Origin of the sequence: Bacillus cereus group sp. BfR-BA-01492 (assembly GCF_022662815.1) — a bacterium.
Classification (GTDB): Bacteria; Bacillota; Bacilli; order Bacillales; family Bacillaceae_G; genus Bacillus_A; species Bacillus_A cereus_BD.
Genome location: NZ_JAKUEH010000005.1, coordinates 132,345 through 155,077, shown reverse-complemented (window position 1 = coordinate 155,077; position 22,733 = coordinate 132,345). Strand labels below are relative to the sequence as shown.

Sequence of the window (22,733 nt, the reverse complement as noted above, 5' to 3'; positions counted from 1 at the left end):
AAAAGAGTGATGAAGGATGAAATTTGGATTTGATATTGATGATACGCTGATTGATTTAAGACAGCACGCTTTTCATTTATACAATAAAAAATTAAACAAAGAAGTAGGATTGGATGTATTTCATTCTTTAAAAACAATTGAAATACATGAAGCGTTTGACATGAATTCGGAGGAAGGTGGTCAAATGTGGAACAGTCTACTTAATGAGATTTATTATACTTCCTGTTCACCGTTTCCGTATGCAGTAGAGACGTTACAAGAATTAGAAAGACAGGGGCATGAAGTATATTATATAACTGCGCGGCCTAAAGAGCATGGAGAGCGAACAAAAAAATGGCTAATGGACAGTGGGTTTCCGGTACATGAAGATCGCTTTTATTATGGAATGAAAGACGAAGAAAAAGTACAAATCATACAAGAAATAGGATTAGACTATTTCTTTGACGATAAGCCGGCTGTTTTAGAAACTTTAATAGGAAAACCGATTAAAGTATATGCAAAAAGTGCTTCTTACAATCAACATTTAAATATCCCGCGTATTACAAGTTGGATAGAGTTAGAGGATATCATAAAAAAAGATACATATGTATCTAATTAAAGAACAATAAATTCTAATTGAGTCAAGAGTGTATTAAGCCTTACGTTTCTTAAGGGAAAGATATATGTAACATATCTTTCCTTTTTTGAAATGATTCTAGAGAGGCATGGCTTATAGTTTGTAGAGTAATGTGCTATGAGTACTGTTAATAGGGAGCGAATAGAAATATGAAAAACAGAAAAAATATTTTAAAATCAGCCTTATACGCGAGTATATTCTTTATGTCAATGATGGGCTCTCCTAGTGTTACGGCATTTGCAGATATTTCGGACGAGAAACTTGAAAATTGGCCAAAATGGATGCAAGCAATACCAGATGATACACCACTAGCCCAAATATCCATTCCAGGAACACATGATAGTGGAACATTTAGATTGCAAGATCCAGTCAAACAAGTATGGGGAATGACACAAGAACATGATTTTCGTTATCAAATGAATCACGGGGCAAGAATTTTTGATATTAGGGGACGTTTAACAGATGATAATACAATTGTTCTTCATCATGGACCAATATATTTGTATGTAACACTCCAGCAGTTTATTAATGAAGCAAAAAACTTTTTAGAAGAGAATCCAAGCGAAACAATTATTATGTCCTTAAAAAAGGAGTATGATGATATGGACGGCGCTGAGGATACATTTGTTAATACATTCGAAACAAAATATTTTGATGATCCTATTTTTTTGAAAACAGAAGGGAATATCAAACTTGGAGATGCACGTGGGAAACTAGTATTAGTGAGAAGGTATGTTGGTAGTAAGATGACTGGAGGGTATCAGAATTTTTATTGGCCTGATAACAAACAATTTAACTCCGCTATCACTTATAATCTAAATGTAACGGTGCAAGATAAATATAATGTTGGGTATGACGAAAAAATAGAATCTATTAAAAGCATGATCGACCAAGCTAACGAAAATTCTCAGAATATAAATCGTATTTATATGAACTTTATTAGTTTGTCTTCTGGTGGTACAGCATGGAGTAGTCCATATTATTACGCCTCTTATCTAAATCCAGAAGTTGCACAGTATATAAAGCAAAAAGATCCCAAAAGAGTAGGATGGATTATTCAAGATTATCTTGGAGATAAATGGTCACCAGCGCTTTACCAAGAAATCATAAAAACGAACAAGTCACTTTAAAACGAATGAATTCAGTAGAATTTTGATTAAGAATTTCTACCTTAACTTTAGTTTACTTTCTATAAATGAAGAAATCAAAAGGCTCCGTAGATGAAGCGGAGCCTTTTGGTTAGGAAATATTATATATGTTATTAAAAATACTGATAGATTTGATTATCATGTTGAAGCATTAAGAATTTTGTACAATATTAGTTAGTGTTATCATGAAAAGAAAAACTATTTTGATATAAATGCATTTTTGTTATATAATATTTTCATAATAATTGATAGAAAATATTCGTTTTTATATTAAGGAGAAATATAAGTTTTTATGAAAAATATAGATTTTATACTTGAAAGTGATGAAATGTTAAAGCCCTCTGAACGGCTCATATTGTTATTATTAGAAAAACATAGGATGCTGTATACAAATGATCTATTGGCGTTATCTAATTTATCGTATAAAACATTAACAGATTCCTTAACAGCGCTTGTTGCGAAGTCGTATGTATTGAAAGAGACAGGAAAAGGAAGAAGACAAAATTGTTATAGATTAATTTAAAAAAGATGATTCATCTTATTTTTGATTGTAAACAAAAATAAGATTTTTCTTTTCATTTGCAATTTTTGTTTTTTGAATTTAGATACATAAAAACAAAAATGAATTCGAATAATTATGTTATGTAAACTAAAAAGAAGTTTTTCATTCTCTATCGAAATATAACGAAATGTATTAAAGTATGTTGATACAGAAATATGATCACAGCAAAAAATCATGGCGATTTTGCCGCTGTTCGTTTTTTGCAAGTTTTTCATATGTTATTTCGTCTTTTATGTAGAAGAGTAGACTAGATTGCATAAGGCACAATTTGACAAGTAAAGGACGAAGTAGCGTAAACTACAATTTTACAGCACAAAAAATAAAATATTCAGCTGAAATATAGAGATGTCGTCGAAAGCTATCTGGAATTGATTGATTTATGAGATTTTTTTATAGAGGAGCTTGTTTTATACGAGGAGAATTTAGGATAATACAAGCTCATATGGAAGGCAGTAAAATAAAATGGGTTAGGAGGATTTCAATGATGAGGAAACTCAAAAAGGTAAATGTTCCTAATACAGTGCAACATCAATCGCAGCCTAACGAATATCGAGTTATCAATAAGAAAAAAATAAGGCGTTTTCTTCTCGCGCTTCTATTTATTATCTCCTCAACACTTTATGTACAATATATACTTACGAAGCAGCAGGAAATGATTCAACAGAAGCGTGTTACAGTTGAAAAGCAACAAAAACAACTCGTATCTTTGAAGAAGGATTCCGAGTATTTAGAGACGAAGGTTGAGAATTTAACAGATAATGAAGAAGAAATTTTGCAATTTGCAAGAAAAGAGTACCATTTTTCGAAGCCGGATGAAACAATTTTGATATTACCTGAATAATTATAATTGTACATAAAAAATAGTTAGCGAGAGCTGACTGTTTTTTTGTTACTGTTGATGTACTGTAAGTTGTTACATATATAAGGAAGGTTGAAGTTTCACACTTTACTTGTATATAGAGTAGTATGAAGTGCGTCTATAAATTATATTTTTCCTGAAGGTGGTCAGTTTGAATAGATCTTAAGATAAAATATTGTAAAAATTCTGTTAATTATATATAATTTTAATAAGCACACTCTTTTTTAACGTATTTCCGAAAGAATCCTTCTATCTTCAACGAATGTGGGGACGTAGCCCAATGGGAAGGTGGGAGATGAATTTTGATTGATGTTAGCCAAAGTCTTGGATTTAATTCGTATTAGATATATGTTTATTAGCATGAAAATAAAACTCTTGAAGCAAGAAGGGGAGTTCGGTCAACTAATTGATGGATTCACAGTTCATACGCTTGTTAAGAAAACTGCTATCCTTGTATAAGAAAGGATGATACATGTGTACGCTTCTAATACGATTTACGTCGTAGGGGATGCAAAAGCGCCTCAAAATAATCCAATTACTGAAAAGTTTAAAAGTTATTTTGTAGCATTCGTGCTTGAAAGGGATACAGGAGAAATTATAGATGCAGATTGCTCTGCAACCATTGCCTTAACTTCTCAGTTTATAAAGCATATATTTTTACATAAAAATATAAACGATTCGCATCTAGCTGATGAAATTAAAGGTCGTTATTTTGTGGCTCATCGCAAAAGGCGCTACTTGTAGCGTTAAAGGACGCACAGAAAAAATATGATCAGATTGCTGCTTTGTCTACTTCTTCATAGACAAAATCCAGCCGTAAGATGGCTTTCTTATGACTGGATTTTTTTATTGGACAAAAAGGAAAGGGTGGGAAAAGTGAACATTACAGATGTAAGGATAAAGCGCCGATTGATTAAACTTCATACTCCGTTTAAAACAGCGCTGCGCACTGTAACAGAAATTGAAAGTATCGATGTTTTTCTCCATATAGACAACGGAATGGTAGGAAGAGGAGCCGCTGCTCCAACTCCGGTTATTACAGGTGATTTTGCAAGTGGAATGGAAGAGGCGATTTTAGGACCGATTCGCTCTAGCTTAATAGGAAAAGAGATTGAGCAACTTCATTCCTTATTATCATATGTTCAAAAGAGTTGTATTGGAAATACGAGTGCGAAGGCAGCGGTAGATATTGCTTTATATGATGCGTATTGTCAATTTCATAACGTTCCGCTTTATGCCTTATTTGGTGGGAAGAAAGAAATTTATACAGATATTACGGTAAGTGTTGATGATCCTATATCGATGGCAAAAGAAGCGAAAAAACATGTGGAAAAAGGATTTCAAACGTTAAAGATTAAAGTGGGTCAATCTGCTCGGTTAGATTTAGAACGAATGGAGGCCATTAAAAATAGTGTACCAAAGGATATTGTGCTCCGATTGGATGCCAATCAAGGCTGGGAACCGAAAGAGGCTGTTTCCATTATTAAAGAAATGGAAAAGAGAAATTTAAATATTGAATTTATCGAACAGCCTGTTCACGCGAAAGATTGGGAAGGACTGAAATATGTAAAGAATCATGTATATATACCAATTATGGCTGATGAAAGTATTTTTTCAGCGGAAGACGCATTAAAGCTTGTTCATGGACGTTATGTGGATTTAATCAACATTAAATTAATGAAATGCGGCGGAATACGTCAGGCATGGAAAATTGCTGATGTCGCAGAAGCGGCAGGTGTAAAATGTATGATTGGCAGCATGATGGAATCATCGCTTTCTGTAACAGCCGCAGCGCATGTAGCGGCTGCACATCCGAATATTCATTATGTTGATCTTGATGCGCCGTTATGGCTAATGGAAGAGCCAGAAGGAATGAGTTATAGCGGAGCGAAGGTAAACTTACAGTCTTAGGAGAGTTATTGTTTCAAAGAATGATAAACTAGCAAATGATTTTTTAAGGGGGATATGTATGAAAAAACTGGGGACTACAGTATTAACAAGTTTATTTCTCTTTTCGTCTTTCTCAGCAGTAAGTGCGGAAGAAAGAATAGGAAATACAGCTTTCATTGATGTTGCCGCTGCAACGCTGTGGACTGGTCCGAATCTACTTCGTCCCATTGATGAACCGAGCGCAAGCAATCCTGTGGATCTATGGAAATGGACGAAATCTATGACACTTGATGAAAAGCTTTGGTTAACAAATACAAATAAGCTGGAAACACAAGCGTTATTAGGGCAGGAAGTAACCGTTGTTGAAAGGAAAGGAGAATGGGTGAAAGTCATTGTACATGGACAACCGACGCCAAGAAATGAACAAGGGTATCCAGGATGGATGCCAGAAAAACAGCTGACGTATCATCAAGAATTTGCGAATAAAAAGAATCAACCCTTTGTTTTAATCACAAAACCTACAGCTATCTTATATATCAATCCTTCCGACAAAAACAAATCGCTAGAGGTCAGTTATAATACGCGTTTGCCACTTGTAAGCGAAGATACCATTTCATATCGTGTTCTATTGCCAAATGGTCAAAAAGCTTGGTTACGTAAAAAAGATGGCACAGTATACCATTCACAAAATGATATACAGACGCCAACAGGGGATGATTTAATGAATACAGGTAAATTATTTTTAGGATTGCCATATATATGGGCTGGTACAAGTGGATTTGGATTTGATTGCTCTGGATTTACACATACGATTTATCAATCACATGGTATTACCATTCCGCGTGATTCAGGCCCGCAGTCAAAAGCTGGCATGGCGGTAGAAAAAGAACAGTTACAAAAAGGGGATTTAATTTTCTTTGCTCATGATGGTGGAAAAGGAAACGTTCATCATGTAGGAATGTACATTGGGGATGGAAATATGATTCACTCTCCGAAAGCGGGAAGAACAGTTGAGATTATTCCGGTAGACACACTTGGATATATCGAAGAATATGCCGGAGCTCGACGTTATTTACCATAATAAAAAATGATAGGGGGATGGAAATGAATCAGGTCATTCGTATTTCATTCATTAGTGCGTTACTGGCTTCTTCCTTTTTAGTTGGTTGTAGTGCAGAACAATCAACGACGAATCCGAAAGAAGAGAAGAAAGTATTACAATTAACGGAAACAGGGGAAATTCCATCATTGAACTCGGGAAAAGTGACAGATGCGATTTCGTTTAACGTTTTAAATAATGTGATGGAAGGTCTATTTCGATTATCAAAAGATGATGAAGTCATTGCGGGAATGGCTCAAAATCATGAAGTAAGTCAAGATGGTAAAACATATACATTTCATTTGCGTGAAGCGAAATGGTCAAATGGAGACCTTGTCACAGCGCATGATTTTGTTTATGCATGGAAACAATTGATCAATCCAGAAACGGCTTCACAATATGCTTCTATTATGTATGATGTGAAAAATGCAGAAAAAATCAATAAAAAGCAATTAGGATTAGACGAACTAGGGGTAAAGGCAACAGATGATAAAACATTTGTTGTAGAATTAGAGCATCCTGTGCCGTACTTTACAAAGTTACTTTGTTTGCCATCTTTTTATCCAATTCATGAAAAATATGCAAAGGAACAAGGAGAGAAATATGGTTTAGAAGCTGATAAAACCGTATATAATGGCCCGTTCACATTATCGGAGTGGAAACATGAAGCAAGTTTCACTATGAAAAAGAACAATCAATATTGGGATAAAAAAGAGGTAAAGCTAGATGAAGTCAACTATCAAATTGTAAAAGACATTTCAACTGTCGTGAATTTATATGAAACAAATAAAATTGATCGCGCTGTCATTTCAACAGAATTTGTTGATAAATATAAGAATAATAAAGAACTGAAACAACATACGGATCCTATTATGTATTTTTTCCGTTTTAATGAAAACGTACCGATTTTGAAAAATAAACATGCGCGCCTAGCATTAAGTATGGCTTTTGATAAAAAGGATCTTGCTACATCTTTTTTAAATGACGGATCAGAACCTGCTAATTACTATATTCCAAGTGGCTTCTTATTAGATTCAGATAATAAAGATTTTAGAGAAACGACGACAGAATTTAATAAAACGAACGTGAAACAGGCGAAAGAATATTGGGAAAAAGCAAAGCAAGAAACAGGAACAAATGAAGTTACGATAGAGATGTTAAACTACGATTTAGAAAACTTTAAAAAAGTTGGAGAGTACATGAAAGAGCAACTTGAAAAGAATCTTCCAGGTTTGACGATAAACGTAAAGTTACAACCTCATTCTCAAAAACTAGCATTAGAGAAAAAGAAAGAATATGAAATGTCATTATCGCGCTGGTTACCAGATTATCCAGATCCCATGACATATTTAGAGGTTTTTCTTTCTGAAAATGGAGTGAATAATACGGGATATGCAAATCCAAAGTACGATGCATTACTGAAAAAGATAAAACTAGAGTTAGGAAATGATAAACAGGCGCGCTGGAAAGCAATGCAAGATGCGGAAAAAATGTTGCTTGAAGACGCGGTCATTGCACCGGTATTTCAGCACGGATTATCGTATTTACAAAAGCCATACGTTAAGAATTTATACGTACATCAATTTGGACCAGCAACAACTTTAAAATGGACCGATATTAAAAAGAAAAGATTGTGATTTGAAGAGCAGACTTCGTTTTATACGATAGTCTGTTTTTATTTATAGATATACTTTCTCATTGCAGTGATGAAGGAATTAGTATGGTATAATTTACTAATCTATCAGATAAAAGGGGAAATATACTTATGAGGAAGGATATAGAAACAAAGAGGCTATATATGAGACCACCAAGCATAGGAAATCGGGATGAGTTCTATGAAATCGTCAAACAAGAGGAAGTAGGTAAGTGGCTAGCAGTTGCAAGGGGAATGTTACGAGAAGAAGCTGAACAGTATATCAATCAACTCATTTCACATTGGAAGCAGAATGGATTTGGTGTATGGTTTCTATTTCATAAAATAAGCGGAGAATTACTTGGTCATTGCGGATTAAGATGCATAGATGAAACAGAAGAGGTAGAGATCATGTATTTACTTAACCCGAAGTTTTGGGGGAAAGGTTATGCGACTGAAGCAGCTTATGCAACCATTCAATATGCAATTTATGATTTGAAGCTTACTACATTTAAGGCAAGAATTAAAACGGAGAATATGAAGTCAAGAAATTTGTTAGAAAAGATAGGGTTTACGTATACGCATGATAGGGGGAAGAATGAGGATACATTATTACATTTTGAGTATAAATATGTAGATTAGTGATAAATATTTTTCGGCCTAGTATATGTGTATGAAGTTGTGTTCAGAAAAAATAGGACTGGTAATAAGCTGATTTTTGTCAAAATTTTGATAGAAACAGTTTAAAATGGGGGATTCAGTATGAAGTATTCATGCACCCGTATCATGAGCGCTTTGATATAATTATTAAAAATTCCGCTGAAGGATTTTGCATAGAAACAAATACATCTGTAATATGAATGGAAAATAGGAGCAATTCTGCTCCTATTTTTGCATGGTCTTTATAAAGAGCTAGAAGAACGTATCATAAATACAGAGCGAATCATACCAATGATGGCATATTGAGTACACTTGTTGCGTATATATTTGATTCATGTTGAAGATAGACAATGTAGTCATCATGTTATTTTTTAGCTTTGTATTACGATAAAAAAACTATTGGTTGTTATTTTGTCTTTCATCTTGTTCTCGTTGTTCAGAAGGTTCTTCAGTTGGATCTGGTTCTTGTTCATCCTTCACGTTATTGCAACCAAATAATAATCCTGAAGATATAACAGTAGCCATTAAAGCAAATAAATATTTTTTCTTTTTCATGGAATCGTCCCTCCTTTTTAGTGTACTACTATTAATGTTTCCTCAGAGATTTAAGACTATGTAAGTTTTTTATTAAAATGATTTTTTTGAAATATATGTTTGTCACAATGATGAGAGAAGGGCGTTATGATAGAGTGAATGAATTATTTTTGGAAAAGAAGAGTAATGGTTAAAGCTTGATTTGAGAATACAGATGTTTTTTTATTTACATTTGAATAAGTTTTTGCTATACATAGAAGCAGAGGCGTATATCTTACCCCTCTGCTTACGGTTTTACATCTAAGTTTTGTAAAAATAATGTTGCAGAAACGTACCGTTTTGCTAACATTTGTACATATGCAGTATGTACAGAAAGCGTCGCGATAATAATGGCGTTACGAATTGCTTCGCGCTGTTCATTGTTGATTTGGTCAAATTGGCTGGCGATTTGATCCGCTTTCTCTTTTACTATATTTTCAATTGTATGGATTGTGTCAGTTGCGTTTAATTGTAAACAGTTTCCTTGATTCAACTCTTCAAATAAGGAAGAGTACGCAACGTATAAATGAACGGGATTAATTAAATCATCGCTGCGGTCTGCCGGATCATTGACAATGAGTCTAAGCAGTTTCCGAATGGATTCAAAATCAAGTGCTGTTTTTAAATCTTCGACAATGAAAAGTAAAGCAGCTTGCTCAATGGAGTATTTTTTCCCCTTTTGCGGTGATCCAATCATTTCTTTTATATCGCGTTTTACCCAGTTTTGCATTGCGGTTACAGAAAAGCTGGTATTTTCAATTTGATTACCAAGTGCAACGATTTCATTTAAAGAAAAGCCAACATCGGTATCTTCTATTTTTATCAACTTTTCGAAAATAGGTGAAAGTGCAGTTGTGATAAAAGCAGTCACGCTTTGTCCGCTTTCAATATCTTTTTTATGTGATTTTGCCCAAGCTTCTTGTAATATGCTAAGAGGCTTTTTTGTGTTCCATCCTCTTAAAGAAAGGAGGAGTGTTGCCATTTCGTTTCGTGTGAGATGAAATGTTTCCATCTTTTCACCTCCAAAATTATAAAAGTTCTTATGACCTTATAATATGTGTTGTTTTATGTAAAGTCAATTCCATTTTGCTTCATTTTTCCTTTGTTCTCTAAAATATTAATAAGTAAATAACTTGCTTATTTTAATAAAAGTTCATATAATAAGTTCATAAGAACTCTTTATATGAGTTTAAAAATAAATCTATCATTCTTATTTCTAAGAAAGATAGATTTCACATATATCTATAGTAAAAGGAGAATGGATATACTATGTTGAAAAAACTCATTTCAGTAATGACTGCATTCATGGTGATCTTTGGAGCTAGCAGTTTTGTTTTTGTAGATCATGCAGCAGCGAAAAGTTACAAATCTGGTAAAAAGTCATTTACACCAAGTTCTGGACAAAAGTCAAAAGTGAATTTAAACAAAAAAGATTCTAACGTAAATTCACAAAAGACAAATCCAGATACAAAAACGAAAGCTACAAATACAGCGCCAAAAAGTAATAAAGGAAGCTTTATGAAAGGGTTATTACTTGGTGGTTTAGGTGGTCTATTAATGGGAAGCCTATTCTCAAATATGGGAGCATTTGGTTCTATATTGGCGTTCATGGTAAATATGTTAGTAATGGCTGGTATCGTGATGTTGGCGATTCGAGCATTTAAATATTTTAAAGATCAGCGCAAGAAACAAGCGGAGGAAACAGCATGGAGACGTTAAAGATTTCTGAACAGGAGCTGATTAATGCACTTTGTGTATACATTGCTGAAAAAAGACAAGTTGCTCCTGAAGCTGTTTTAGTTGAACTGATGTACGATGATGACTATGGATTCTCCGCTGAAGTAGAAGTAAACGGTCGTCAGCAAATTTTAATCCAAGCGAATTTAATTGAGGCGCTTCGTCTATGGCTAGATCGAGAGTACAATCTCAATCCTTACGCAGCAAGATTACAGCTTGAATTAGATGATGAAGAAGGTATTATCGCGTTGGCGAGTGTTAATCATTCGGATAACTAGAGTAAAAAGCTGTTGAGAGCAATCTCAACAGCTTTTTTAGTATGCACAATTTGCAATCTATTTCTGCTTAAAATATAAGAAGGAGTGTTATTACGTTTTATTCGTATAAAAAGGGATGAGAGATTAAATAAAGATATTTGAGAATATTGGTAACATTTGTTGATGGCGCTGTACATTTTAGTTCAAGAGTATTTAAATTGTTTATTTATATTATAAAGGTTGATCAACTTTTGTTTATTTGAGAAAGTTTCATTTCGGTTCTATGGACAAGTTCCCTTCGTTTATACTTGATGTAGAGAAGATGACTAGGCAACTTAAGCAGAGTTATTTTCGTTTATGGATAGGGAGGGAACAGCGTAATGAAAAAGAAAAAATGGCAAAGTGTGAAGAAAGTTATTCTCAGTTGTGGGGTTGTGCTGACAGGAGCGGTAACATTTGGTTTTGCAGAAAAGGCCTCTGCACATGGGTATGTGGAATCACCTTCCAGTCGTTCGTATTTATGCAGCAAAGGTGTAAATGTAAATTGTGGTCCAATTCAATATGAACCGCAAAGTGTAGAAGGAGTAGGGGGATTTCCGCAATCAGGTCCAGTTGATGGACAAATTGCGGGTGCTGGACATTTCCCGAATTTAGACGTTCAAACCGCTGATCGATGGAAAAAAGTAACGATTCAAGGGGGAAAGAATGAATTCAAGTGGAAATTAACTGCTCCGCATAGTACAAAAGAGTGGAAATATTATATAACGAAAAAAGATTGGGACCCTAATAAGCCATTGTCACGTTCTCAATTAGATTTAATACCATTCTATGTGAAAAATGATGGAGGAGTAAGACCAGGAGCAACAGTAACACACGAAGCAAATGTACCAACTGATCGCAGTGGATATCATCTTATTTTAGCTGTTTGGGAAATTGCAGATACAGGGAATGCCTTTTATCAAGTAATCGATGTAAATCTTGTCAATAATGGCGTTACGTCTATCATGCACAATGCTTCACACGATAATTAAATCAAATAAAGAAAGGTCATTTTTGTATAGAATGACCTTTCTTTACATTCTAAATGGAACGAACGATAAATTTAGGAAAGAGATTGAACGAAAGAATCGAGTATGCTATTAAAATAGTCCGCTTCTTCTAAAAATGGACAATGGCAGCTATTTTCAAAAATAACAAGTTTGGAATTTGGAATATGTTTTTGAAGATGTTCTCCCGCAGCGATTGGAATTAATTTCTCTTCTCTTCCAAAACAAAGTAAAGTAGGCTTTGTAATCGTCTGTAATTCTTTTCGGTAATCAACAACAGATTGATCAAATAAAATGGCACTTGCGATAGATGCAGGAATTTTTGTAACTTCCTCAAGCATCCAGGATAACTCCTCAGTAGAAAGCGTTTCTTTAAACATAAGTGGCAGAAATCCTTTTAAAAACTCTGTTTGATTTATTTGAATCTCTCTCATAAAATGAATCAGTGTTGGAAAATTAAAGGCACCTAAAGGGAAATCAGGCCATTTGAAATCTGATGCAAGCTCATCTACAATGACTAGGCCTTGTATATTTTCTTCTCCAAATTGTTTTATATATTCCCATACGACAAATGCTCCCATTGACCAACCAACTAAAATGACATCCTTTAGTGCTAAAGAGTGAATAAAGTTATGTAAGTCACAAGCATAATTTGCAATTGTATGCCCGGTTTCTATATGCGCTGAGCGTCCGTGACTACGTAAATCAATTGAAATTGCTCGGTATGTATCGCGAAAATAAGGAATTTGTTTATGGAAAAAGCGGCTGCTCATCCAAACCCCATGAATAAAGAGAATAGGTTTTCCATTTCCTTGATCTTCATAGTACAATTCTACATCATTTTTAAGTTTTATAATGGGCATGTTTGGCCCCCTCCTTTCAATTCATCATTTCCTATCACTTTATTACACATTTGATTCTGTTTTTCCTCTTATTCGGAAAAATTGTAGTATTTTTATTTGAAAAGAAGAGAAACTTGATTTTATTTATAAAAAAATCTGCTTAAAATATTGTCATATTTGCTTCTTTAAGATATCCTTTTGATGAAGAGGTGGAAATCATGGAAAAAGTACTAGTTTTCGGGCATAAAAACCCAGATACAGATGCAATTTGTTCTGCAATTGCTTATGCAGAACTAAAAAAAGAATTAGGAATGAATGCTGAGCCTGTACGTTTAGGTGAGATCAGCGGTGAAACTCAATTTGCGTTAGATTATTTTAAAGTAGAAGGACCGCGTTTTGTTGAGACAGTAGCAAACGAAGTGGACAACGTTATTTTAGTTGACCATAACGAACGTCAACAAAGTGCTAACGATATCGAATCTGTTCGTGTGTTAGAAGTTATCGATCATCATCGTATTGCTAACTTTGAAACGAGCGATCCTTTATACTATCGTTGTGAGCCAGTTGGTTGTACAGCTACAATCTTAAACAAAATGTACAAAGAAAATGGCGTTGCAATTCGTAAAGAAGTTGCAGGTTTAATGTTATCTGCAATTATCTCAGATTCTTTACTATTTAAATCACCAACTTGCACAGAACAAGACGTAGCTGCAGCTCGTGAATTAGCTGAAATCGCTGGCGTTGATGCAGAAAGCTACGGCTTAGAAATGTTAAAAGCTGGTGCAGATTTAAGCGGTAAAACAATGGAGCAATTAATTTCTCTTGACGCAAAAGAATTCCAAATGGGTAACGCGAAAGTTGAAATTGCACAAGTAAACGCTGTTGATACGAACGACGTTCTTGTACATCAAGCAGAATTAGAAAAAGTTATTTCTGCAGTAGTAGAAGAAAAAGGATTAGATTTATTCTTATTCGTTGTAACAGATATCTTAACAAACGATTCTGTCGGTCTTGCGATCGGTAAAGCAGCAAACGCTGTTGAAAAAGCATACAACGTAACATTAGAAAACAACACAGCTACTTTAAAAGGTGTTGTATCTCGTAAAAAACAAATCGTTCCTGTATTAACAGAAACATTCCAAGCTCTATAATAGTAGGGATGGATAACAAGAAGGACAAGTAACCTATGGTTTGCTTGTCCTTTTTATATATAACCTTTCTTTGTAAACTGTCGATTGTGACAGTTTTTTTGATGAAGTAAAAGTGTTATGATCGAAATGTGGAAAGAAGTAAAAGGTGAGGTAGCAGTTGATGATGAAACGATTATGTATTATTCCATGTGGGAAAAAGAAAATTTGGGATAAGTACCCAAATCAAGGTCCAACAAAAGCGAAAGATGTTTATATTAGCCCGTTTGGAAAAGCGTGTCAGACATATGCGGCAATGTTTTTTGAAGAGTGGGTAATCTTATCAGCAAAGCATGGATTTTTAAGACCAAATGACATTGTAACAGAAAACTATGATCTCGCTTTTGACTCGAAAAGTGACGAGATTGTTAGTATAGAGCAACTCAAAAAACAGATGGCGGATAAAGGATTGCTAGAGTTTGATGAAATTGTTCTACTAGCGGGAAAGAAACATAAAAAAGTAGTCACAAAACTATATCCAGAAGATAAGATTACATATCCATTAGCAGGATGCAAAGGGATTGGATATATGCTTCAGAGATTGAAGGGGGCCGTTGAAAAGGGAGAAGAGATTTAGTGTTTTCTCTTTTACGGTTTGATTGGTCACAAAACTGGTCATATTTTATTGGACTTGAGTCAATATTTTGAACACAAAAATGGTAAAGCTAAGCTACTTTTTTTAGCTAGATTGTCTATTACTTGAGGAGGTATAAAATGACTAGTATTACACTAGAACCATTAAACAAGTATCATGCTGAGAAGTTATTTTCAGTTTTAAAAGATGAAAAAATATATACCTATATCCCTGAAAATCCTCCTGAAAGTGTAGAAAAATTGTCTGCAAAATTCAAAAGGTTGGCGGAAGGTGCAACAACTCATCTTTCGCAAATCTGGTTAAATTTTGCAATCTATAATAAAAATTTAAAGGAATATATTGGTACAGTTCAAGCGACTATTTATAGTAAAGATTTAAAAGCTTCAATAGCATATATTTTACCCTCTAAGTATTGGGGAAGGGGATATGCACAACAAGCAGTAACAGAGATGATTAATATATTAATTTCTAACTATAAGTTAAAAATGTTTCATGCGTATATTGATACAAGGAACATTAAATCAATTAGATTAGTAGAAAGGTTAGGATTTAAGAAAATTGGTTTTGAAAAGAACGCGGGTTTTTTCAAAGGTTCTAACAGTGACGAATATATATGCTATGAACATAGAAGAATGGAATAAATAAACAGATGGATTTATTACTGTACTTATTTACTGTATTTTGTGCAATCTCATAAATAGAAAGATCTTGTTCTGGTAATACTTTTAATCTTTATTTATCTTCTTTCCGTAATTCATCTATCATCATCCCGGTTTTAGTTTTGATAATGGACCTAATTCAATATCTCTGTCAGTATATTTTTTGCAGTCCTCCAATTACATTCTAACTTCCTAGAGATTTCCGCTATTGTTAAGTCTTCGTTTCATCCAAAAGCTGACTTGCTATATTAGAAGTCAGCTTTTTTCATAAAGCGATATATGTTACATATAGAGTTGACTAAAAAAATTGCTAGTACTCGTAAAGATGAATTATCTGACAATTATTTCTCAATATAAATTAAGGATTGAATAGGAACTTTAGCTGGATTGTTTATGGTAAAATTTAGATAATATTCTTAAAAAAGGAGGTCTCGTATGGGAATAAAGACTATCGCCGACAAAGGATATGATTTATTAGATGAATGGTACCAGAAAATGCTTTCTCAACAATTAGATAAAGCAATGGTTCTAAAAAAAGAAATAGATGATAAATTTAGTAATAGGAAGAAGCATACAGATTCTTTTATTTATTACTCATTATTAAACTTTAGATATCAGATGTTAACCGGCGATTTCGAAAAGGGTCTTGAAGGATTTGACTACATAAAAGATATGCCAGATTGCTTTTTGAAATATTATTATCATTTCTTTCAGTTTATTTATCACACTGAAACTGGAAACTATAATTGTGCAGAATATCATCGGGAACTCGCAGCTAATCTACTAGATATGATGCCAAATGAAGCTGAAACAGCGGAGTACCATTATCGGATTGCTCTATACCATTATTATTTATCACAACCAACATTGGCGATTCATTACGCTACAAAGGCTCTTGAGTATTTTTCAAGTCAAGAAGACTACGAAACAAAAGTTGGAGCATGTAAAAATACTTTAGGCATGGCTTGCGTTACGTTAGAACAATTTGAGATGGCAGAAGAATATTTGATTTCTGCTTTAAATATTCTTGAACGAAATAATGAAGAAAAAGCAGCTTTGACCGTTCGTTATAACTTAGGTTTGTTCTATGCCGATCAAAATCTTTCGGAATTAGCAGTACGGCATCTTACAGATGTATTTAAAAAATTTACTTATCCAAGAGCACCCTATCAAAAAAGAGGAATGTATGTGTTAGCACGTGAACACTTCAAACTAGGAAATCTAGCAGAGGCTCAAATTTATATTCATGAAGGCCTACAGTGTTGTACAGAAGAATACAATCATCATTTTACAATCTTAAAAACGATGATTGAAAATAAATCAATTACAAATCTAGAGAAATGTATTTTAGAAGGGATTTCTTACTTTAAAAAACAAGATTTATGGAAAGATGTACAGATTTATAGCGAACTATTAGCTATTAAATGGTATAATATGGGTGTGAAAGAAAAAGCAAGTGACTATTATTATATGAGTCACGAAGCTAGAAATTTATTAAAAGAAAAGGGGCGTTTAAAATGAAAAAGATTAAAATTGCATTGTTAGGTTTAATGAGTGTTGCAGTAGTATCATTTGGTTTAAATAGTCCTATTACAAAAGATAATGCTTCTTCTGAGTTAAAGTATGAAACAGTGTCATACATGTCAGAACATGGTGGTGGAATCTAATAAATAAATGCATTTACCCTCACAAGTATTTGGAACAATATAAAATCACATAGTATTAGATGATGATAAAAAGCAACTCTAAAAATCTAGAGTTGCTTTTTTATATTATTTTAGAAAATGAACCTTTTGTTGAGAATGAAGAAGGCAAAATGTAATTCCAAACATTACATATGCGATTTCTTTATTTAAACATTCCAAAGCATGAAAGGCACAAGAATGAGATAAAGTGAAACTTTAATCAGTGGGGGTTTTCTTCATCCCCCACTGATTATTAGCCCTCACCAATCGGGCTGTTACAGGCAGTAAGACTCCCACCTATCTTCCTTGCTTCTCTCTGCATCTTGAGGTGGGAGTCTTACTGCCCGTTAATGCGGGATAAAGAATTCATATAAGGAAGATGAATTGCTTGTATATAAAAAGAGAGGGAGAAAAAGTTCCCCGCTTGGCTTACAAAAAAATCGTTTATGACATACTAGAAAATATTATCTATCATGTATGACTTGTTTCATAAGCTGTCTAATCTCTTTAACTGGTGGCTTTTTATCATATAGATCAATGTGTGAAAAATAGTAATTTAAATTTCTAACGAGGCCTTTTCCTACTTTTGCGCTTAGGAAAGGGAATACTTGTCCAGTATAGTCGTCGAGCGATTTACAATAATATTTCTCATCTAAGTAAATACTATATTTACAAGTTAATTCTACGAGCGGATTTCCTTCAGAATCATAAACTTCTTTTGAATCTAAAATATCTATTAGTGCAAATCTATCATTTAAATAAACTCTTTTTTTCTTCTCTAGCTTATTAGAAAGAATAAAAGCGAGACCTATGGCGTTAATCAATCTGTTTCCTCCCAAAAAATATAAAAAGATATTAATAAAATATATGGTTATACGTTAAATGTAAAGGAGAAAATGAAAGTATGAAAAGGCTAATAAGTCATGTTGGAGAGAACAAAGAAAAGGAGGTTCATACGTTTATAGAAATAGATGCAAGAAATCTCAAAAAAGTCAAAGAGACCTACTTCCCGCAGGTAGGTCTCTTTAACTAGATAATGTTGATGAGTCATGACTCATCTGGAGTACTTTTATCATAACAAATTGAAGGAAGGTTTTGTATTGAGAAAAAAATGAACATAAATGGATTAGCACAACCTATATACATAGAAAAACATAAGAGTGACATCAAAAAAGACCCGCAAATCCATCACGGGTCGTAAGAAGGGGTTTTATATCCAACAGATTAATTACATATTAACGATTGCAAAGTGTGAAGTCTATAAGGATGATGTTGAGAAAGTTTTTAATTATGTCCATAACTGTTTGATCTTTTTTAAAAAGAAATGCACAATCTTTTTGTATGAAAATAATGGTTCATATTTATAATGTGACTCATCTTTCCAAGTGTTATCGTACGAGGATTTGCTTCGTTTATTTGAAAGTGGAAACGCAATTACATTGTTTTTTTGTTTCATATATAAACCTCCCTTATAGTAATGCGTATCGTTTTAGGAGAGGAATATTCTAATTTTTATGTTGCACATGTTTCTATGTACTACTTAATTGTGAATGGATTACGCCGTTTTTATATAATGAGAACAATAAAAACTACCAAATAGTACACGTATGAAAATAATGATTAAAAGAAATGGATTTTTTCATTTTTACATGAAAGTTTTGCACTGATATAGAAACATACGGCGAAATAGCGAGAACGACAATGATTGAAAATTGATGATATAATAAGAGCTAGATGAAAGATTAAGAAAAGCAGGTGAATTTTTGTTGTTTACGAAAGCACAAGAACTTTTATCCTCTTATTTTGGCTACTCGTCATTTCGCAGAGGACAAGATGAAACAATTAAAAATGTATTGGATGGGAAAGATACAGTTTGTATTATGCCAACAGGTGGCGGGAAATCGATTTGTTATCAAATTCCTGCATTGGTATTTGAGGGAACGACTTTAGTTATTTCACCTTTGATTTCACTTATGAAAGATCAAGTAGATACACTTGTACAAAATGGGATTTCAGCTACATATATTAATAGTTCTATTTCGATAACAGAAGCAAATCAGCGTATACAGTTAGCGAAGCAAGGGCATTATAAATTGCTTTATGTTGCACCGGAGCGTCTCGATTCGATGGAATTTGTGGATCAATTAATCGATATGAAAATACCGATGATTGCAATTGATGAAGCCCACTGTATTTCACAATGGGGACATGATTTCCGTCCAAGTTATTTACATATACATCGCATATTAGATTACTTGCCAGAAAAGCCAATCGTGCTCGCATTAACCGCAACTGCAACGCCGCAAGTACGAGAAGACATTTGCCGTGCATTAGCCATTGATCCTACTCATACGATCATGACAACGTTTGAGAGAGAAAACTTATCATTCTCTGTTATAAAAGGACAAGATCGCAATGCTTATTTGAAAGAATATATTCGGCAAAACCAAAAAGAATCTGGAATCATTTATGCGGCAACGCGAAAAGTCGTAGATCAGCTATATGAAGAACTAAGTAAGGACGGCGTTTCTGTTGCACGCTATCACGCTGGGATGAGCGACTATGAACGTGATGAACAACAAGAACGTTTTTTGCGAGATGAAGTCAGTGTTATGATCGCAACATCGGCATTTGGTATGGGAATTGATAAATCGAATATAAGATATGTGATTCATTATCAGCTTCCGAAAAATATGGAAAGCTATTATCAAGAAGCAGGTCGTGCTGGTCGTGATGGATTAGATAGTGAATGTATTTTGTTATATTCCTCTCAAGATGTACAAGTGCAACGTTTTTTAATTGATCAATCGACGGGAGAGTCACGTTTCTCAAATGAATTAGAGAAATTGCAGTACATGACCGATTATTGCCATACGGAACAATGTTTACAATCTTTTATTCTAGATTACTTTGGAGAAGTGCCAGAAGGGGATTGTGGGCGCTGTGGAAATTGTACAGATGAGCGTGAAAGTATTGATGTAACTAGAGAAGCGCAAATGGTTTTATCATGTATGATTCGAACGAATCAACGCTTTGGAAAACAAATGATTGCCCAAGTGTTAACGGGATCAAAAAATAAAAAAGTGCTTGAATTTCGTTTTCATACACTTCCAACGTACGGGCTTTTATCAGATCGCAGTGTAAAAGAAGTAAGTGAATTTATTGAGTTTTTAATTTCGGATGAATTAATTGCGGTAGAGCATGGAACGTATCCAACATTAAAAGTAACCGCAAAAGGAAAAGAAGTGTTGCTTGGAAACGAACGCGTACTGCGTAAAGAAAGAGTAGAAACAAGACAAATTGTACAGGACCATCCGCTTTTCGAAGTGCTTCGTGAAATTCGAAAAGAGATTGCAAAAGGCGAAGGTGTACCGCCATTTGTTATTTTTTCTGATCAAACGTTAACAGATATGTGTGCGAAAATGCCGAAAAACGAGACAGAACTCCTGCAAGTAAAAGGAATAGGCGAGCATAAACTGGCGAAGTACGGTTCTCACTTTTTACAAGCAGTGCTTCATTTTATGGAAGAAAATCCGAATTACGAAGAAACATTAAAAACAGAAGTTGTGACTGAGCGAAAAAAATCAGGGAAAGCTTCTAAAAACTCTCATTTAGAAACGTATGAAATGTATGAGCGAGGTATTGAACTCAGTGAGATTGCAAAAGTAAGAGGGTTATCGCGTCAAACTGTAGAAAATCATTTAATTCGTTGTTCGGAAGAAGGGATGAAAGTAGAGTGGCAAAGCTTTGTGCCAACAGAGTATGAATCACTTATCGAATCAGCAGTTCAACATGCAGAGGGCGGTTTAAAGTCAATAAAAGAACAGCTCCCAGATGAAGTGAGTTATTTTATGATTCGGGCTTATTTACAAATAAGAAAATAGAGAAAAATAAAGAGGATTGTTGTCATTTTATAATATTATGAGTATACGCCTTTAAACTAACAGGGCGTTTTATGAGCAAGAATTACAAAAATTATCAAACCTTTGTAAAAAAAGGATGATTCAATTACAAAGAAAAAAAGCGTGTTTTGAAAAAAGTTTAGATGATTGGTATTAAACAAACGGGCAAAATAGTAGAGCAAGGGGATAAAAGTGAGAGGGAATATTTATGACTTATAAGTTTGAGATTATGACTCAGGAACAAGCTGAGGATATTGCACATAATTGGCACTATGATGGAGAATATTCTTTTTATGATATAGAAGCTGATGAAGAAGATTTAGCTGAATTTTTAGACCCAGAAACAAGAAGTAACTCAATGTTTGCCGTTTTGAAAGAAGATGAAATTATTGGTTTCTTCAGTGTTAAAAAAGTAGCTGCTAATATTTATGATATAGGTTTAGGAATGAGACCAGATTTGACTGGCGATGGTAGAGGGTTAGAATTTCTAAATGCAGGTATTGATTTTGTCCAATCAAGATTTATACCAGATAAAATTACATTGTCAGTGGCAACTTTTAATCAAAGAGCGATAAAAGTATATAGAAAAGTTGGGTTTAAAGATATTGATACATTTATGCAAGCTACAAATGGTAGCACATATGAATTTCTAAGAATGGCTTATGAATGCTAATTTAAAGGTTCCTTTGTTCAATTAAAGGGCGCGATTGTTTAATAAGAAGTAAAGGAGCTATACATGTTAGTCATGGATAATATGTATAGCTCCTTATTTTCATGACTTTTTTGAATTAGGTCTTGATAATGTAAAATAAAGTCATTTAAAAATCTTTCTTCCACTAACGGAGTAGATTAGCTCAATAAGGAATCAAAATAAGGACTTGTAGCTGAAGAAATGGAAAAAAGAAAGATTTTAAATGCAAAGTAGACTCTGTTATATAGAGGTAGAGAGATATTATAATTCATTTGTGATAAACTAGGAATAGTTTGATTTTTTTGGAAATGAGTAGAGGATTATAAAGTGTGTGCGTTTTTTGCCAAGTCCTATATGTCTTATTCTATGGAGGAAATATGCTTAAAGATAATTTTAAAATTTGTAATATTCCCGCGGTTTTATGGGGAGATAAGAGTGAAAAAATTTTTATTGCAGTACATGGAAATATGTCAAATAAGGAAGATGCAGTTATTCAAATATTAGCTGAAGAAGCTAATCAAAAAGGTTATCAAGTATTAAGCTTTGATTTACCTGAACATGGAGAAAGAAAAAATGATACTACTCCTTGCAAAGTACAGTTTTGTGTTAGTGAATTATCTATAATTATGAATTATGCAAAAGAACATTGGAAAGAAGTAAGCGTGTTTGCATGTAGTATGGGAGCTTATTTTAGCCTTTTAGCCTATCAAAATGATGTGCTAGAAAAGGCATTATTTTTATCACCAGTAGTTAATATGGAACGAATTATCGAAAATATGATGAAATGGTTTCAGGTAACACCAGAGCTTTTGCAAAAAGAAATGACTATAGCGACACCTATTGGTCAAAAGTTATATTGGGATTATTTATGCTATGTAAAAGAACATCCTATTCATACATGGAATACAGATACATATATTATGTATGGAGCCAAGGATGAACTGTGCGAATTTGAAATTATTAACTATTTTACAAAAAAACATCGTTGTGAATTAGAAGTTATAGAAACAGGTGAACATTATTTTCATACTGAAGAACAGTTAAAGATATTTGAACAGTGGTTACAAAAACATATTTAGTTCAATAAGAATT

General features: G+C 33.7%; 24 protein-coding genes and 3 pseudogenes. 22 read left to right on the top strand and 5 right to left on the bottom strand.

The features are described 5' to 3' along the window. Positions 1-16 precede the first annotated feature (16 nt). The 11 genes and pseudogenes from MR063_RS09095 to MR063_RS09050 form a co-directional block, all read left to right on the top strand. Entirely contained in the window at positions 17-598 is a 582-nt protein-coding gene (locus tag MR063_RS09095; RefSeq protein WP_242196662.1) for a 5' nucleotidase, NT5C type, read from the top strand. Between the two features lie 272 nt (positions 599-870). After that, positions 871-1,746, top strand: a pseudogene (locus MR063_RS09090) (phosphatidylinositol-specific phospholipase C domain-containing protein); the annotation flags it as partial. A gap of 310 nt (positions 1,747-2,056) precedes the next feature. Beyond that, positions 2,057-2,287: a hypothetical protein gene (locus MR063_RS09085; protein ID WP_012094417.1), complete on the top strand. Its 231-nt coding sequence runs from the start codon at positions 2,057-2,059 to the stop codon at positions 2,285-2,287. Positions 2,288-2,810: 523 nt separating this feature from the next. Next, complete coding sequence (locus tag MR063_RS09080; RefSeq protein WP_242196656.1) at positions 2,811-3,167, top strand: FtsB family cell division protein; 357 nt, start codon at positions 2,811-2,813, stop codon at positions 3,165-3,167. A 342-nt stretch (positions 3,168-3,509) separates the two neighbouring features. After that, positions 3,510-3,644 carry a hypothetical protein gene (locus MR063_RS21785; protein ID WP_277927820.1) on the top strand — a complete coding sequence of 45 codons (135 nt, stop codon included), beginning with the start codon at positions 3,510-3,512 and terminating at the stop codon, positions 3,642-3,644. A gap of 15 nt (positions 3,645-3,659) precedes the next feature. After that, a pseudogene (locus MR063_RS09075) lies at positions 3,660-3,988 on the top strand (DUF3870 domain-containing protein). 73 nt (positions 3,989-4,061) lie between these two features. Next, positions 4,062-5,096, top strand: a complete 1,035-nt coding sequence (locus tag MR063_RS09070; RefSeq protein WP_242196653.1) for a dipeptide epimerase — start codon at positions 4,062-4,064, stop codon at positions 5,094-5,096. 58 nt (positions 5,097-5,154) lie between these two features. Continuing rightward, a complete protein-coding gene (locus MR063_RS09065) occupies positions 5,155-6,156 on the top strand; it encodes a C40 family peptidase (protein ID WP_242196650.1) in 1,002 nt (333 codons plus the stop codon). 23 nt (positions 6,157-6,179) lie between these two features. Next, on the top strand, positions 6,180-7,811 hold the full coding sequence (locus MR063_RS09060) for a peptide ABC transporter substrate-binding protein (protein ID WP_242196647.1): 1,632 nt from the start codon (positions 6,180-6,182) through the stop codon (positions 7,809-7,811). Between the two features lie 128 nt (positions 7,812-7,939). Continuing rightward, entirely contained in the window at positions 7,940-8,449 is a 510-nt protein-coding gene (locus MR063_RS09055) for a GNAT family N-acetyltransferase (RefSeq protein ID WP_242196645.1), read from the top strand. A 113-nt stretch (positions 8,450-8,562) separates the two neighbouring features. Further along, a pseudogene (locus MR063_RS09050) lies at positions 8,563-8,667 on the top strand (phosphoribulokinase); the annotation flags it as partial. Between the two features lie 196 nt (positions 8,668-8,863). Here MR063_RS09050 and MR063_RS09045 read toward each other — a convergent pair. Beyond that, the gene (locus MR063_RS09045) at positions 8,864-9,022 is read right to left on the bottom strand and encodes a hypothetical protein (protein ID WP_012094410.1); all 159 of its coding nucleotides are present in this window, start codon (positions 9,020-9,022) and stop codon (positions 8,864-8,866) included. A 265-nt stretch (positions 9,023-9,287) separates the two neighbouring features. Beyond that, on the bottom strand, positions 9,288-10,052 hold the full coding sequence (locus tag MR063_RS09040) for a DUF1836 domain-containing protein (RefSeq protein ID WP_242143146.1): 765 nt from the start codon (positions 10,050-10,052) through the stop codon (positions 9,288-9,290). 257 nt (positions 10,053-10,309) lie between these two features. On the opposite strand from MR063_RS09040, the gene MR063_RS09035 reads away from it, so the two are divergent. The 3 genes from MR063_RS09035 (at position 10,310) to MR063_RS09025 (ending at position 12,065) form a co-directional block, all read left to right on the top strand. Continuing rightward, entirely contained in the window at positions 10,310-10,759 is a 450-nt protein-coding gene (locus tag MR063_RS09035; protein ID WP_242143145.1) for a hypothetical protein, read from the top strand. Continuing rightward, positions 10,747-11,055 carry a YxcD family protein gene (locus MR063_RS09030; protein ID WP_242143144.1) on the top strand — a complete coding sequence of 103 codons (309 nt, stop codon included), beginning with the start codon at positions 10,747-10,749 and terminating at the stop codon, positions 11,053-11,055. The genes MR063_RS09035 and MR063_RS09030 overlap by 13 nt, the downstream gene beginning before the upstream one ends. Positions 11,056-11,414: 359 nt before the next feature. Continuing rightward, positions 11,415-12,065, top strand: coding sequence for a lytic polysaccharide monooxygenase (locus MR063_RS09025; RefSeq protein WP_242196642.1), 651 nt, complete (start codon positions 11,415-11,417; stop codon positions 12,063-12,065). A gap of 71 nt (positions 12,066-12,136) precedes the next feature. On the opposite strand, the gene MR063_RS09020 is transcribed toward MR063_RS09025, so the two are convergent. Beyond that, on the bottom strand, positions 12,137-12,943 hold the full coding sequence (locus MR063_RS09020) for an alpha/beta fold hydrolase (RefSeq protein ID WP_242196639.1): 807 nt from the start codon (positions 12,941-12,943) through the stop codon (positions 12,137-12,139). A gap of 197 nt (positions 12,944-13,140) precedes the next feature. On the opposite strand from MR063_RS09020, the gene ppaC reads away from it, so the two are divergent. The 5 genes from ppaC to MR063_RS08995 all read left to right on the top strand — a co-directional run bounded on the left by ppaC (position 13,141) and on the right by MR063_RS08995 (position 17,030). Beyond that, a complete protein-coding gene (ppaC, locus tag MR063_RS09015) occupies positions 13,141-14,073 on the top strand; it encodes a manganese-dependent inorganic pyrophosphatase (RefSeq protein ID WP_242143141.1) in 933 nt (310 codons plus the stop codon). A 163-nt stretch (positions 14,074-14,236) separates the two neighbouring features. Next, the gene (locus MR063_RS09010; protein WP_242196635.1) at positions 14,237-14,686 is read left to right on the top strand and encodes a DUF6884 domain-containing protein; all 450 of its coding nucleotides are present in this window, start codon (positions 14,237-14,239) and stop codon (positions 14,684-14,686) included. 137 nt (positions 14,687-14,823) lie between these two features. Further along, positions 14,824-15,345, top strand: coding sequence for a GNAT family N-acetyltransferase (locus MR063_RS09005; protein ID WP_242196632.1), 522 nt, complete (start codon positions 14,824-14,826; stop codon positions 15,343-15,345). A 453-nt stretch (positions 15,346-15,798) separates the two neighbouring features. Next, positions 15,799-16,884: a response regulator aspartate phosphatase gene (locus MR063_RS09000; protein ID WP_242196629.1), complete on the top strand. Its 1,086-nt coding sequence runs from the start codon at positions 15,799-15,801 to the stop codon at positions 16,882-16,884. After that, on the top strand, positions 16,881-17,030 hold the full coding sequence (locus MR063_RS08995; protein WP_012094399.1) for a Phr family secreted Rap phosphatase inhibitor: 150 nt from the start codon (positions 16,881-16,883) through the stop codon (positions 17,028-17,030). Before MR063_RS09000 ends, MR063_RS08995 begins: the two co-directional genes overlap by 4 nt. A gap of 482 nt (positions 17,031-17,512) precedes the next feature. On the opposite strand, the gene MR063_RS08990 is transcribed toward MR063_RS08995, so the two are convergent. Both MR063_RS08990 and MR063_RS08985 read right to left on the bottom strand, forming a co-directional pair. Continuing rightward, complete coding sequence (locus MR063_RS08990; protein ID WP_242196626.1) at positions 17,513-17,872, bottom strand: cytoplasmic protein; 360 nt, start codon at positions 17,870-17,872, stop codon at positions 17,513-17,515. 464 nt (positions 17,873-18,336) lie between these two features. Continuing rightward, complete coding sequence (locus tag MR063_RS08985; protein ID WP_242196623.1) at positions 18,337-18,504, bottom strand: hypothetical protein; 168 nt, start codon at positions 18,502-18,504, stop codon at positions 18,337-18,339. A gap of 310 nt (positions 18,505-18,814) precedes the next feature. Between MR063_RS08985 and recQ the strand changes: the two genes are divergently transcribed. The 3 genes from recQ to MR063_RS08970 all read left to right on the top strand — a co-directional run bounded on the left by recQ (position 18,815) and on the right by MR063_RS08970 (position 22,720). Further along, positions 18,815-20,932 carry a DNA helicase RecQ gene (recQ, locus tag MR063_RS08980; RefSeq protein WP_242196620.1) on the top strand — a complete coding sequence of 706 codons (2,118 nt, stop codon included), beginning with the start codon at positions 18,815-18,817 and terminating at the stop codon, positions 20,930-20,932. Between the two features lie 226 nt (positions 20,933-21,158). Then, on the top strand, positions 21,159-21,623 hold the full coding sequence (locus MR063_RS08975; RefSeq protein WP_242196617.1) for a GNAT family N-acetyltransferase: 465 nt from the start codon (positions 21,159-21,161) through the stop codon (positions 21,621-21,623). Between the two features lie 395 nt (positions 21,624-22,018). Then, a complete protein-coding gene (locus MR063_RS08970; RefSeq protein ID WP_242196614.1) occupies positions 22,019-22,720 on the top strand; it encodes an alpha/beta hydrolase in 702 nt (233 codons plus the stop codon). Positions 22,721-22,733 lie beyond the last annotated feature (13 nt).